10 protein-coding genes are annotated in these 14,274 nt (G+C 40.7%); 2 read left to right on the forward strand and 8 right to left on the reverse strand.

All coding sequences use genetic code 11. The features are described 5' to 3' along the window. Positions 1-3: 3 nt before the first annotated feature. The gene (locus PASHI_RS10140; RefSeq protein ID WP_062565501.1) at positions 4-1,626 is read right to left on the reverse strand and encodes a diacylglycerol kinase family protein; all 1,623 of its coding nucleotides are present in this window, start codon (positions 1,624-1,626) and stop codon (positions 4-6) included. Between the two features lie 304 nt (positions 1,627-1,930). On the opposite strand from PASHI_RS10140, the gene PASHI_RS10145 reads away from it, so the two are divergent. Together PASHI_RS10145 and PASHI_RS10150 are read left to right on the forward strand one after the other, a co-directional pair. Then, a complete protein-coding gene (locus PASHI_RS10145) occupies positions 1,931-2,635 on the forward strand; it encodes an anti-sigma factor (protein WP_062565502.1) in 705 nt (234 codons plus the stop codon). Positions 2,636-2,797: 162 nt separating this feature from the next. Further along, complete coding sequence (locus PASHI_RS10150) at positions 2,798-3,895, forward strand: HupE/UreJ family protein (protein WP_062565503.1); 1,098 nt, start codon at positions 2,798-2,800, stop codon at positions 3,893-3,895. 8 nt (positions 3,896-3,903) lie between these two features. Here the strand turns inward: PASHI_RS10150 and PASHI_RS10155 are convergent, their stop codons facing one another. The 7 genes from PASHI_RS10155 to PASHI_RS10185 form a co-directional block, all read right to left on the reverse strand. Beyond that, positions 3,904-4,521 (reverse strand): TetR/AcrR family transcriptional regulator, encoded by a 618-nt coding sequence (locus tag PASHI_RS10155; RefSeq protein WP_058584303.1) that lies wholly within the window; start codon positions 4,519-4,521, stop codon positions 3,904-3,906. 128 nt (positions 4,522-4,649) lie between these two features. Continuing rightward, the gene (locus tag PASHI_RS10160; protein WP_062565504.1) at positions 4,650-6,053 is read right to left on the reverse strand and encodes an efflux transporter outer membrane subunit; all 1,404 of its coding nucleotides are present in this window, start codon (positions 6,051-6,053) and stop codon (positions 4,650-4,652) included. Next, the gene (locus tag PASHI_RS10165; RefSeq protein WP_062565505.1) at positions 6,053-9,184 is read right to left on the reverse strand and encodes an efflux RND transporter permease subunit; all 3,132 of its coding nucleotides are present in this window, start codon (positions 9,182-9,184) and stop codon (positions 6,053-6,055) included. The genes PASHI_RS10160 and PASHI_RS10165 overlap by 1 nt, the downstream gene beginning before the upstream one ends. 12 nt (positions 9,185-9,196) lie before the next feature. Then, positions 9,197-10,360: an efflux RND transporter periplasmic adaptor subunit gene (locus tag PASHI_RS10170; RefSeq protein ID WP_062565506.1), complete on the reverse strand. Its 1,164-nt coding sequence runs from the start codon at positions 10,358-10,360 to the stop codon at positions 9,197-9,199. A 214-nt stretch (positions 10,361-10,574) separates the two neighbouring features. Further along, positions 10,575-11,663, reverse strand: coding sequence for a 6-phosphofructokinase (locus PASHI_RS10175; RefSeq protein WP_062565507.1), 1,089 nt, complete (start codon positions 11,661-11,663; stop codon positions 10,575-10,577). Between the two features lie 75 nt (positions 11,664-11,738). Continuing rightward, entirely contained in the window at positions 11,739-12,173 is a 435-nt protein-coding gene (locus PASHI_RS10180) for a hypothetical protein (RefSeq protein ID WP_156426478.1), read from the reverse strand. A gap of 63 nt (positions 12,174-12,236) precedes the next feature. After that, the gene (locus tag PASHI_RS10185) at positions 12,237-13,931 is read right to left on the reverse strand and encodes a cyanophycinase (protein WP_156426479.1); all 1,695 of its coding nucleotides are present in this window, start codon (positions 13,929-13,931) and stop codon (positions 12,237-12,239) included. Between the last annotated feature and the right edge of the window lie 343 nt (positions 13,932-14,274).

Here is a 14,274-nt window from a genome sequence, read left to right on the forward strand (position 1 = left end):
CACTTAATCTTCAGCTGCTACCATCACCGAAAGCGATTTCGGTGATATCTCTACCTCTAGTTTATCTGCGGTTTTCACCTCACCATCAATAACATAGCTCAACCCTTTTTCTGCGCTTACTGTTACTCGTTTAGCATTTGTGTGATGACTGTTAATGGCAAAACTAGTTTGCGTAATGCTCGAGAAGACTAACTCCGCAATACTTAAAGTACTCGCTTTAGAATCGGCACTAGGTGTTAGCCAATTTACATCGAGTAAACCATCTTGATGATCTGGCTGCCCTGCAGATTGAGCAAGTAAAGTAGTAAATGGCGCGGCGTTGGCGATGATTAAACTGGTGGTATTGATTGTTTGCTCATCGTTATTATCAAGAGTAACAACATAGTCTTGCGCTTCATGCTCACCTAATGCTTGCCAAAACCCTTGTAAATAAGCTAATTGCCCAGACTCATTTTTAGCATCACGATGGGCTTTTTCAATCATCTTTTGTTCAAAACCAATCCCTGCTAGTAATAACATACGCTCGCCATTACACACAGCGGTATCTATTCGACTCGCCTGCCCTTCAATAATAAGCTCACACGCCTGCTCTACCGGAATAAGCTTCGATTGTATACCCATCAACACATGAGCGAGCGCATTGGCAGTACCTAAAGGAATAATACCCAGTTTACACTCTGTATTAACAAGTACACTTGCCACCTCTGTTACTGTGCCATCACCACCACAGGCGATGACTACATCAGGGTTCAATTCTAGTGCTTCTTTGGCTAACTCAGTACCATTTACCTGCTCTGACGTGGTGTAAACAGTTAAATCGTAATACTCAGACAAACGAGATGTAATTTGCTTACGTTTAGCTTCCCACAGTTTTGTGCCAGAAACAGGATTAGCAATGAGCACAGCTTTATTTTTGATTAATAGGTCACCTCTACGATGGCGACGCACAAGATGACGCAGCTGGCGCTTGTTTAAATTTGCAGTTTCTCGTGTCTCTTTAATTTGTGCGAGTACTTGGTGCACATCGGCATCTTTGTTTTGGCTAAGTAAGTAAGCTGCCATTACAAATACTGAACGACCACGCCCTAAGGCGCAATGTACTACAACACGTCTATCTGCTTTTACTTGATGGTCAATCCAATTAATCGCTTGGTGTAGTTGCGCGCGTGTTGGCACGCTATGATCAAGAACAGGGATATTTAAATAACGAATATTCTCTTGCGTAGAAGACCATTCAAGGCCATCAAACTCGCAAGTTACATCTAAAATAGCTGTAATACCCATTTCTTTCATGGTGTCTATATCTGAAGGAAATAAACGACAGGCTAAAAATAAATGCTCATTAATTTGTTGTAATGGTGGCACTTTGTCGTGTTTTCTCGACCAAGCATTGTAAAGTTGTGCACCCAATAAAAATGGAATAAAAGCCCAACGAATATAGATAGGAATAACGCCATTTTCACGTTTTCTAAAAATACGTGCGATATTAAAAAAATATGCGCCACTAACCAAAAGTAACGACAAAGCCGTCCAATAAAAAAACAGCGCAAAGTAAAAAGTTTCTACCCGAATAGCCGCAATTATAAATACAATCGCTAAAGCTAAGTAACTAAATGCTGCCCACATAATCACTCCTTGTTATTCTAATTGCATACTACGTTGCAAGTTTCACTCCAGTAAAAGCCGTTAAATTACCCCTACTGGCTATTTAAAATCAGTAACTTAGCATTTATAAAAAAGCTTACCATTTTAGTTTAGGACATTTTTTCACAATTTTATGAATAACTTACAATAATTTACATAGAACGAATTGCATAGATTTGCCAAGTACTCTTTCCCTGCTAGTCTAAGTTAAAAGCCATGCCTAATAATCACAGGTTTTTAGTAGAGCTTTCGTCAAAAATTTAAATCAACCCGAGCCTAATTCGTTATGAAATACGATGACCAAACGCTACTTAATTTACTTGCAGCAGAATATGTTTTAGGCACTTTACATGGCCATGCCCGTGATAGATTTAGCCGCTTAATGCGTACCTCTCCTCAAGCCCGATACGCAACCTCATTATGGCAAAGACATATAAAAAACCTAGAAAACGCGATTGAATCTAACCCACCTGATCAGCAAGTTTGGGATAAAATAACAAAACGGATTGACCCACTATTTCTACCAACACAGAAGAAAGCAAAAGACCCTAACTTTGGAATATTTAAGGCTTGGGCTGCTATTGCAACAGCGGTTTGTATTGTGTTGGTATTAATTACTTGGCAACCGCAAGAGTCGTTTAGTGATAAAATCAATCACTCGGTAACGTTTTATGACTCAGCAAATAATCCAGTTTGGAATTTAGAAATAAGCGATCACAGTATTTTACTAAAAGCAGCTAGCGGCATGAGTTTACAAACTGATTATGATTACCAGTTGTGGATCCGTTTAAAAAACTACCCCAACGCCATCCCTATTGCTTTATTACCAAAAACAGATAGCAAAGAAATTGCCCGAAACGCAATATTTAAACCAAAAGATATCACTTTACTTGCGATAAGCCGTGAGCCAATTGGCGGTTCACAATCAGGTAGCCCAAGTGAAATTATTTATACAGCCGTACTCGATGCGAACAAATCATACACAGACTAGAAACAATATATAAATACGAGCAAAGCCAGTATTTCTAAGATAGATGACCTAGTCGATAAACCTTTGTACTTGCTATAGTTACAGCCTCTTTTTATTTATATTAAAAGAAATGGGGTCATTCGAGTATCAGACTTGTCTGCCTGTATTATCTTAGGAATAAAAATGAAAAAGTCGTTGTTGTTTACGCTATTTCTATTAATTTTTAGCTCTATCTGTCACGCCCACCAGCAAAGCACCGCTTATCTTAATTTAGAACAACAAACGAGCAATAAGCTATTGCTAGTAGGCTCTTGGCAAGCCTCGGTGAATGATCTCGATAAAGCAGTAAACTTCGATAAAAATCAGGATAATGTAATTACATGGCATGAAATTACATCACAGCAACAAGCAGTATTAGACTATCTAAATAGCCATTTTAATGTGTTACAACAAAATCAAAGCTGCAAGGTCACGGTTGATGGTGCACTTAGTATAGATAACCACTTTAATCAGTCGTATATCCATGTGCCACTACAAGTTGATTGTCCATCTGATAGTTCTATAACAGTTAATTACACAGCCCTATTTGAATTAGATGAGCATCATCAAGCAATTGCTGCCATTGCAAAGTCAAGCCGCGTATTTGAACAAAATACGGCAAAACAAGTTATAAACTTTAAAGAGCAAAGCTTCACCACAACGTTTATAGAATATGTACATCAAGGCATATTACATATTTGGATGGGCACCGATCATATTTTGTTCTTAATTGCCCTATTGCTGGGCTGTGTGTTAGTTCGTAAGCAAGGAGAGTGGCAACATGTCGAGTCTAAAAAACAAATTCTAATTGATACAGCTTGGATCATCACCGCTTTTACACTTGCTCACTCATTTACCCTAACAGCAACGGCAATGAATATCATATCGCCAAACACCCGATGGGTAGAATTAGGTATCGCGCTTTCTGTATTATTTGCTGCAATAAATAATATTTGGCCAATGATTATGCGTTTAGGCTGGATCACATTCTGTTTTGGTCTATTACACGGTATGGGGTTTGCGAGTGTTTTAGGTGAGCTTGGTTTGTCAAATGAATACCAGCTAATGAGTATTTTAGCCTTTAATTTAGGGGTTGAGATTGGTCAACTGGTTATTTTAGCAATCTGTTTACCACTGCTAATGCTACTTAGAAATAACACTTGGTACAAAAAAGCTATTATGCCAGCAGGCTCAGTGGTAATTGCCATTATGGCAATCCAATGGTCTATAGAGCGCTTTTAATAAGCGCTTTATTCAAATGGTAACAACAAGGTTTTCATTGTTGGACGTAGCGCTTTAAGTAACTCATGAATATCTAAATCTGGGTTGAGCATTTTACGCAATAACAGGCCACCCATTACTGAAAACATCACTTCAATACGGGCATTCACTTCTTCAAGTGCTGTGCCTTGTAATGGCCCTCTTTCACCCACTAATAATTCACGCATAGAATCACGAGCGTGGCTATCTGACTCTCGTAATAAGTTAGCCACTTTTTCATTGCGTGCAGCTTCGGCGAGCATTTCTAAATCAAGCGCACCTTGATTCAAATCGGTATGGCGCTCAACGCCTCTGCCTAGACCATCTAGTAATACAGTGACACGATCGCCGGGTTTATCAGCAAACTCTTTAAAGATTGAGAACATTTCTTCCATATCACGCTCAACAATCGATTCTATAATCGCTTCTTTACTGGCGAAGTAATTGTAGATGTGGCCAGCACTCATACCCGCGGTTTTAGAAATTTCGGCCATTCCCGCGCCATGATAACCCTTACGTCGAAAACAATCCGCTGCGGCACAAAGCACTTGATTACGTCTTGCCTCAGCAAGCGCAGGGTCATTGTGTCTTTTCGTTTTTTGCGTCATGGTTTCTCCAAGCTTTATTGACTAGGGTTAACTTTAATTTAAACAAGGTTTACAGGATCTTAATCTTTGAGGAGAGTTAAAACAACTAAGAACCTGCAAAACCTTAAATAAATTATGCTTTTGCTGATTTATTGCACAGATTTTTGTGCATTCCAGCCGCCACCCAGTGCTTTATACAAATTAATTTGGCTCGCCAGATACGCTTGCTTACCCAAAATTAACTGTTGTCCTGCACTGTACCAATTTCTTTGTGCATCCAATACTTGCAAGTAGCTGTCGGCACCCTTTTGAAAACGCGCATCCGATAAAGTAAAAGATAGCTCATTACTCTGATACAAGTCATTCAGGGCATCTAGCTGATGCATATAACCTTCGCGGTCAGCAAGGGCATCAGATACTTCTTTAAATGCCTGTTGAATGGTTTGCTCATAACTGGTTAGTGCCATTTCTTGTTGAGCTTTTGCAACATCGAGATTAGCTTGATTACGGCCCATGTTAAAAATAGGCAAGTTTACCGAAGGCACAAAGCTCCAAGTCCCAGAACCTGAATCAAAAAGATTACTTAAGTCAGCTGAAGCTGTCCCCGCATTCGCGGTTAAACTGATGCTTGGATAAAATGCCGCTTTTGCCACACCAATGTTTGCATTGGCAGCCAATAAATCATGCTCTGCAGCTTTGATATCAGGTCGCTGAGTCAATAGCTCAGACGGTAACCCTACTGGCACATCAGGCAAACTAAGTACATCATCTATACTTTCACTTGGTAATAAATCTGCAGTGACGGTTTTACCTACTAGAAAATCGAGGGCATTTTTATCGCGCTTAAGTAAACGCTGATAGTTTGCAATATCGACCTTAGCGGTTGCTACTGTGCTTTCAAGTTGCGATAGCGTTAACTGAGAAGCAGCACCTAGAGCAAATGTCTTACGAGTTAGCTCTAAAGACTCCTGCTGAGACTTTAAAGTCTCGTTTGCAAGTGCCAAAAGCTCTTTGTCCGTCGCATAGTTAAGCCATGCATTCACTAATTCGGAGATCAAACTAATGCGCACACTGGTTAAACTGTACTCGGCCGAATATAGGTTTTGTAATGCTTGCTCTGATTGGTTGCGTACTTTGCCCCAAAGATCAATTTCGTAAGCGGTTAAGCCAACAGTCGCTGAATAATTTTCAGAGATATTTGCTTGACCAGTACCAGATAAATCTGCCGGAAGACGCTGACGAGTACCCGATGCATTTAGGTCTATGCTTGGGTAAAGCGCTGAATCTTCAATCTGATACATTGCTCTAACCTGCTGCACATTCAGTGCAGCAGTTTTAATATCTTTGTTGTTTTCCAGTGTGAGCGCAATCAGCTGTTGCAGCTGCGCATTACTGAAAAATGACTGCCAATTCAGCGCATTGATATCGCCCGCTGTACCTTGGATATCATAGTTTTGAGCAACGGGTAATTCACGTTGCTCCATATCTGGCGCCATATTACATGCAGATAACATAAGTGCAGCAACAGACACTGAGATAAGTTTAGCTTTCATTATGCCTGCTCCTCATTAGTTGATTTTGTTTTGCCTGGGAATACTCGGCGCACCAGTACAAAGAACAGCGGCACAAAAATTACTACGATGGTCGATGACGCAAGAGTACCGCCAATAACAGCAATACCGAGTGCGTTTTGTGCACCTGAGCCTGCACTTGATGCAATTGCCAGTGGTAGTACACCACACACAAATGCCATTGATGTCATAAAGATTGGACGTAAACGTAGACGAATAGCTGCTACCGCGGCATCGACAAGTTTCATACCTTCATCCATTTTATGAATAGCAAACTCTACAATTAAGATGGCATTTTTTGATGCCAGACCTATGGTGGTTAATAGACCCACTTGGAGATAAATATCGTTTGATAAATTAAATACAAATGACGCAATCGACGCACCAAATACACCAAGCGGTACAATGAGCATAACTGCAGCAGGAACTGACCAGCTTTCATATAACGCCGCTAAACATAGGAATACAACCAACAATGAAAGTGCATAAAGTAATGGCGCTTGACCACCACTTAAACGTTCTTCATATGAAATTCCTGTCCATTCGAACGATACGCCCGGTGGTAATTTCTTAACCATTTTCTCAACTTCAGCCATCGCTTGACCAGTACTGTAGCCTGGAGCAGCAGCACCTTGGATTTCCATCGCTGAGAAGCCGTTATAACGCTCAAGACGCGGTGAGCCATAAGTCCAATAAGAATGAGCAAAGGCAGTAAATGGCACCATGTCACCATTGGCGTTACGTACATACCACTCATCTAGGTCTTCTGGCACCATGCGTGATTCTGGCGTACCTTGTAAGTACACTTTTTTCACACGACCACGGTCAATAAAGTCATTTACATAGCTACTACCCCAAGCCGTTGATAACGTATTATTGATATCTGCTTGAGTTAGGCCTAATGCTTCGGCTTTTGCTAAATCAATATCAAGCTCTAGCTCAGGTTTATCTTCTTGACCATTTGGACGAACACCTGATAACACCGGGTTTTGTGCAGCCATACCTAAAAACATGTTGCGTGCTTCAAGTAGTTTTTCGTGACCTAGACCAACCCTATCTTGTAAGAACAAGGTGAAACCGTTTGCAGTACCAAGCTCAACAACCGCTGGAGGTGGGAAAGCAAACACGAACGCTTCTTTAATCGTTGAGAAGTACCCCATGGCTTTACCCGCAACCGCACCGACAGTTAAATCAGGACGCTGACGTTCATCCCAGTGTTTTAAACCCACAAAGCCGATTGCCGCGTTTTGACCAGAACCTGCAAAGCTGAAACCTGTTACCGTAAAGATAGACTTAACCGCTTCTGATTGTTCTTCTAAGAAGTGGTGTTCCATCTTTTCAACAACTTTTAAAGTTTGCTCTGTTGTTGCACCGGCAGGTAAGCTTACTTGGTTAAACAAAATACCTTGGTCTTCATCTGGTAAGAATGCCGATGGTAATTGTGAGAAAATAAACACCATGCCACCCACGATTAAACCGTAAATAAGTAAATAGCGTTTACTGTGCTTGATCATACGAGACACAAAACCTTGTGTACCCGAGTTCGTTCTGTCAAAACCACGGTTAAAGCCAAGGAAGAAACGACCAAATAAAGATTTATCGTTATGTACATGACTTGGTTTTAACATTGTCGCACACAAAGCAGGTGTTAAAATCAATGCAACTAGTACTGATAAACTCATCGCAGTTACCAAGGTAATTGAGAACTGGCGATAAATAACCCCTGTTGAGCCTGGGAAGAACGCCATAGGCACGAATACAGCCGACAGCACCATCGCAATACCAACAAGGGCACCTTTGATTTCATCCATTGATTTACGTGTTGCCTCAAGAGGAGATAAGTTCTCTTCGGTCATTACACGTTCAACGTTTTCAACCACGACGATTGCATCATCTACCAGTAGACCAATGGCAAGTACCATCGCAAACATGGTTAAGGTATTAATTGAGAAGCCAAACACTTGCAAGATAGCAAACGTACCAAGCAATACAACAGGTACTGCAATAGTCGGAATAAGTGTTGCTCTGAAGTTCTGTAAGAATAAGTACATTACCAAGAACACCAGCACAACAGCTTCGATTAGAGTGCTGACAACTTTTTCAATTGAAAGCGAGACGAATGGCGTCGTATCGTAAGGAACAACCGTAGTTAAACCTTCAGGGAAGAAAGGCTCAAGTTCAGCAAGGGCCGCTTTTACGCCATCTGCTGTATCAAGTGCATTAGCACCACTGGCAAGCTTAACACCTAAACCTGATGCCGGTTTGCCGTTAAAACGCGCAACAACACCGTAGTTTTCACCACCTAATTCAACATCAGCAACGTCACTTAAACGAACAACTGAACCATCAGCATTGGTTTTTACAAAAATATTTCGAAATTGCTCAGGTGTTTGTAAGCGGCTTTGTGCAGTTACCGTTGCATTTAATTGTTGGCCACTTACTGCTGGCAACGCACCTAATTGACCTGCTGAAACTTGTGCATTTTGAGCACTGATTGCAGCACTAATATCAGCAGGAGTTAATGAGTACTTCAGTAATTTAGCTGGGTATAACCAAATACGCATTGCATATTGAGAGCCAAACAGCTGCACTTCACCGACACCGTTTACACGAGAAATAATATCAAGCACGTTTGATGAAACATAATCACCTATATCGATGTTGTTCATACTGCCGTCTTCAGATACAAAGCCTACAACCATTAAGAAGTTACGAGCCGATTTTGCAACCGAGACACCTTGACGTTGTACTTCTTCTGGTAATAACGGTGTTGCAAGCGACAATTTGTTTTGTACTTGAACCTGTGCAATATCAGGGTCTGTATCTGCACTAAAGGTTAAGGTTAACGTCGCTGAGCCGTTAGACTCTGAGGTTGACGACATGTAGAGCAAGCCATCTAGCCCTTTCATTTTTTGTTCAATAACCTGTGTAACCGTATCTTCTAGAGTACGGGCCGACGCACCAGGGTATGTGGCTTGAATACTAATTGCAGGTGGTGCAATTGATGGATACTGTGCAACCGGCAAACTTCTAATTGCTAAGATACCTGCCAGCATAACAACGATAGCAAGCACCCAAGCAAATATGGGCCGATCAATAAAAAATCGTGACATTAAGTTTCTCCGTTACTGGCTGTTAGCTGCTGATTCTGCAGGCATTGCATTGACTGGTGCACCTGGGCGGATTTTCTGTAAACCTTCAACAATTAACTTATCGCCGCTGTTTAGGCCGTCTGTCACTAACCAGTTTGAACCAACAGTACGATCAGTTTTAAGCACGCGTGCTTCTACGGTATTGTCTTTGCTTACTACCATGGCAGTAGGCTCACCTTTGGTGTTTCTGCTTACGCCACGTTGCGGTGCTAAAATCGCATCACTTTTCACACCTTCAACAATCACTGCACGAACATACATACCAGGCAGCAGTAATTTTTCAGGGTTAGGAAATTCAGCACGTAAGGTTACTGAGCCTGTGCTTGGATCAACAGTCACTTCAGAGAATTGCAATGTACCTTTATGTTGATAAGTACTGCCGTCTTCCATCTTTAATTCAACTTTTGAATGTAAAGCGGCATCTTTATCAAGCTCACCCGCAGCAATGGCTTTTTTCAAACGTGTTAGTTCACTGCTTGACTGGGTTAAATCAACATAGATTGGGTCTAATTGAGTAATGGTTGCTAATGCTGTTGCTTGATTAGCACTCACAAGGGCACCGGCAGTGACATCTGATTTACCAATTTGGCCACTAATTGGCGCTAACACTTTGCTGTAGTTTAAATTGATTTCAGCGGTTTTAAGCTGCGCTTGAGCTGTCAGTAAGTCAGCTTTTGCACCTTTGTATGCTGCATCAGCTTCGTCGTAATCTTGTTGGCTTACTGCTTTGATGCTCAATAGCTCTTTATAGCGTTCTGCTTTTGCTTTGGCATTTGCAATACTTGCTTGAGCTTTAGTAATAGCAGCTTTACTAGTCGCTACTTCAGCTTCAAATGTAGATGGGTCAATCTGATATAAAGCTTGGCCTTTTTCAACCTCAGCACCTTCAACAAACATACGTGATTGAATAATACCGTTAACCTGCGGACGAATTTGCGCGATACGTGAAGCAGCCACACGACCCGGTAATTCTTTAGTTAGCGTAAGTGGTTTGCTTTGCATCTCAATAACACCAACAGGAACAGCTTGAGCTGCCTGCGTTTGCCCTTGAGCCGATTCTGATTGGCCGCAGCCTGATAATAAAACAGCACCAGCCAAAGCTGACACTGCAAAAAATGGAATGCGAGAGCGCTGCATGTGTAGTTCCTTAGTTTTAGAGTGAACGATCATTCTAAACTAAAAAAGGCACAGATCAACCATCTTTAAAGAACTTTACATTAAATAAAATGCTTGCTTTAACGCATGAATTTTGTGCAATAAATAAATTGCTAATTGAATTATTACGAACGTAACTGAGAAAGTTGTTTTAAAACTATTAGTTATGCGAATTGAAGTTATATCAATTCGCAGATTATTCGCCTAAACACATGCCCATTGCGCGGGCACTTGCTATTAAAGAATGTTCTAGAGGGATGACGCGATATTCAGAAGTAGCTTCTTTTAAACTGATTGGTTTAATTTCACCGTCTTTACTGACAGGAATAAAACCAAACTGGCCTTTCTTTACTAGCTCGAATGCTTGCACCCCAAACTCTGCTGCAAGCACCCTATCAAACGCATTAGGTGTGCCTCCACGTTGAATATGCCCTAATACGGTTACTCTTACATCAAGATCAAGCGCCACACGTATTTGTGAAGCAAGCTGCTCAGCAATGCCACCAAGCACTGGGTTTTCGTAACCAAGTTCATTTGATTGTTTACTAACAACACCACCAGCAACAGGCTTTGCTCCTTCTGAAATGACAATGTTGGCAAATCCATGGCCTTTATCAAATCGTGATGTTAGTTTGGCTTTAATAGCTTCAATATCGTAAGGAATCTCTGGAATAAGTGCGACTTCTGCGCCAGCTGCAATAGCAGAGTGCAAACAAATCCAACCGGCATCGCGCCCCATTACTTCAGTCACAATCACTCGGTTATGACTTTGCGCTGTTGGTATTAAACGATCAATGGCTTCGGTGGCGGTGTCGACAGCAGTCTGAAAACCAATTGTGTAATCAGTGCCATATAAATCATTATCAATAGTTTTTGGCACGCCTACGATATTTAAGCCATGTTCAAATAAGTGCTGAGATACCCTATGTGAACCATCACCACCAATATTAATTACGGCATCAAACCCAAGTTGCTTAATAATACTGATTAACTCATCAGAGCGGTCAATAAACACTTGTTCGCCCGCTATTTCAGCAGGAAATGCGGTTGGGTTCCCTTTATTAACTGTTTCGAGAATTGTTCCACCACGAACATGAATACCCGCCACAACTTCACTAGTTAAGTGTATAATATCATTTGGCTTTTCAAGCACACCACAATATGCTCTTCGGCTACCATACACCTGCCAATTGCCATCATGTTCGGCTGCTTTAACCACCGCTCTGATCACCCCATTGAGCCCAGGGCAATCACCCCCACTTGTTAATAGCAGTAATTTTTTCATTGTGTTACCAACTTCGTTCACTGATTAATTACAGATTAGCTTATATGTTGAAGTTTCGCGTATGACTTACATCAACTAAAACTTGGTTTTTTTATGCGTAGAAAAAAGCGCAACAAATAGCACTAGTAATACATACTTAGGCAGACTAGTCAGTAAAGTGGTGTTATCAATATTTGCAGAAAAGGTGTTAACAGCAAAATATAAATGCAGCGCTAAAAATGGTGTCAGCAATATAAAGTATGAATACGTTTTATCTTTAAGATACAGCGACTTACTAATGAGTAAAAATATTAAGAGTAACGCTAATAAAGGAAGACCTAAAGTAACGATATCAACCATTGATAAAGCAAAGTTAGGTGACAAATCATAAAGGGCTGAAAGTACTTCGGTTGGAATCGCAATAGCCGAGCCATAACCTATGACTGGTATAGATAAATAGGCAAATAAACAGCCAAAAATAAATAAAAGTAGTACGTTATATTTCATAACCCCATTCCATGGTTTGTTCATTATTAGCCTTACGCTAACTAATAATGAACAAATAATCCACTACTTTTTCAGTACCTTACATCGTTAAAATGTCTTAACTTTAAAGGCTAGGTTTTCCACCGCACAGCCTGTACTACTCGTATTTACACGGTAATAATGAGTATTGTCTGTGGCATTTAAATCTAATAAAAACTCATCATGCTGAGCGACTGCTTGTTGCTCTTGTGTTAAGCACATAGCTTGTACAAGCGAACGTAATTTAGCATCTGAAAAAATAGTGCCAAAACGCTGCATCGGCAGTGGCGGAATTTTAATACTAGGGAGTGCATTATCAACAGTTCGTTTAGCTAGAGTAAAACCATCCTTTGTTACATCAATAACTGCACCAGCAGGCCAATAACTGATTGCTCCGTTGTTTTTAGCGTCAGATTTAACATGCACGACACCGCTTTTACCAATCACCGTCATTAGTGCTGTTTCACCAGCTCGAATTGATACAAGGGCTGTGGTCTCATCAATGCCAAAGCCATGCTGTTGCCCGGTATCTGCCAGTAATCTTGCCAAACGCATTGTTCTGTTGCGCTCGCTAAAGTGTGTATCAAGAACACCATAAGTAAAACTGCCAAGCCCACCTTGTTTTTCATAGGTAAGACTATCAGCCGAAATCTTATCACCGCATTCATTTTCACAGCGCTCACTCGGCGCAGACACCGCAAACGAGCCTTCTCTCATTGCCGCTAAACTTGTACCATTTGAAATCATCGGCACTGTGCCATAGGCATTTTTACCACCACTTTGCACCGCTGTACCTGCGCTTGTGCCAACAAGTAATGGTCTTTGTAAAATTGCGTGAGTCCAAGGATATTGCTTGCCGTTGTCATCAAACAGTACTTTTCTGGTTAAACTCTGATCGCCACCGTTAAACATAATACCCGTAGCGTTTTCAATCAGTTTAACTAAATGATCGACCCCTTTATCACAAAGCGCTTTTTCGGCCTTAATTCGATCAGGGTAAATTGTCTCACGATTAAAAACGCCCATAGAGTCAGTGCGTAAAGAATCCAAACTCTCACATTGCTTACTAGTAATCGCTTTTGCTAAGGCGGGGGTTAGAGGTAACCAGCTTGATTCTACACCAGTAAAGTCTAATAGCCCTTCATAAAAGTCAGCTGATTCATATGGATCTCTGCTTGAAGCCGTAACCGCTAAAATTGTTGGTGATTCGGTGGTTGTTTTTAATGAAGCAGCAACAAAATCTAAAATATCATTGGCCGCACGTTCGTTATTATCACTAGTACTAACCTGCTCTATTTGACGGGTCGAATCTGTATTTAATACAGCCACTTCAAGTGAGTCTATGACAAAGCTGTATTCTGAATCAGTGAGTTCGTTTAGTAACTTGTTATCTAAATCACGCCATGCCCATAAAATATCACTTTTAGTGATCAAACCTGACTTTTCACGTGCAATCTGTGCTAATACCTTAAGCGTTTGCTGACGATTTTTTTTATTCTTGCTTGGCCAATTTGTCTTTATTGTAGATAAAGCATCATTATTTAATCGATATTGATTATTCCGTTTACCACTAATCTGTTTATTCGAAAGGCAATTTTTAGGGCTCATACTTGAGCAGGTGGTCAAGGCACCGCCGACTAAGACCAACGTTTGCTGTTGATCATTTGCATAGACTTTGCTGCCAAATGATGCGAAAAACAAACCAAATACCAAAGAAAAAGCTGAAGTTTGATATTTAGTCTTTTGCTCCTTAAGGATGTTCATATTGTTACACTCTTGTAAAAAAATATTAGAAAATTGCTTGCGCAGCTTTTTGTTGCTTGCTATAAAAAAAAGGAACATTTAAAAACGCGAGTAAGCTAGCACTGTATTACTAGCTTTGTCAAAAGACCTTACGGATTGGAATTATGTTGAAAAACGCATTATCGCTTTGCACATATTTCTACTCTCCACACTACCTTTCGGAGTGGTTTGACGAGTAGCCACACCTCACTTCCTGTGAGGGGCTAGTTGTGTCTATAAACCACTGCCCTGTCTAAAAAATTATAACAATTATTCAAAACGTCACGGTTTTGCCGTGTGTTTTTTAAGACAAAGGTAAATCAAT

It is taken from the genome of Pseudoalteromonas shioyasakiensis, assembly GCF_001550135.1.
Taxonomy (GTDB): Bacteria; Pseudomonadota; Gammaproteobacteria; order Enterobacterales; family Alteromonadaceae; genus Pseudoalteromonas; species Pseudoalteromonas shioyasakiensis.

Coding starts and splice junctions, on each gene's coding strand:
- PASHI_RS10140 (WP_062565501.1), bottom strand. CDS start 1,626: ATGTGGGCAGCATTTAGTTACTTAGCTTTAGCGATTGTATTTATAATT.
- PASHI_RS10175 (WP_062565507.1), bottom strand. CDS start 11,663: ATGAAAAAATTACTGCTATTAACAAGTGGGGGTGATTGCCCTGGGCTC.
- PASHI_RS10170 (WP_062565506.1), bottom strand. CDS start 10,360: ATGCAGCGCTCTCGCATTCCATTTTTTGCAGTGTCAGCTTTGGCTGGT.
- PASHI_RS10160 (WP_062565504.1), bottom strand. CDS start 6,053: ATGAAAGCTAAACTTATCTCAGTGTCTGTTGCTGCACTTATGTTATCT.
- PASHI_RS10165 (WP_062565505.1), bottom strand. CDS start 9,184: ATGTCACGATTTTTTATTGATCGGCCCATATTTGCTTGGGTGCTTGCT.
- PASHI_RS10185 (WP_156426479.1), bottom strand. CDS start 13,931: ATGAACATCCTTAAGGAGCAAAAGACTAAATATCAAACTTCAGCTTTT.
- PASHI_RS10150 (WP_062565503.1), top strand. CDS start 2,798: ATGAAAAAGTCGTTGTTGTTTACGCTATTTCTATTAATTTTTAGCTCT.
- PASHI_RS10145 (WP_062565502.1), top strand. CDS start 1,931: ATGAAATACGATGACCAAACGCTACTTAATTTACTTGCAGCAGAATAT.
- PASHI_RS10180 (WP_156426478.1), bottom strand. CDS start 12,173: ATGAACAAACCATGGAATGGGGTTATGAAATATAACGTACTACTTTTA.
- PASHI_RS10155 (WP_058584303.1), bottom strand. CDS start 4,521: ATGACGCAAAAAACGAAAAGACACAATGACCCTGCGCTTGCTGAGGCA.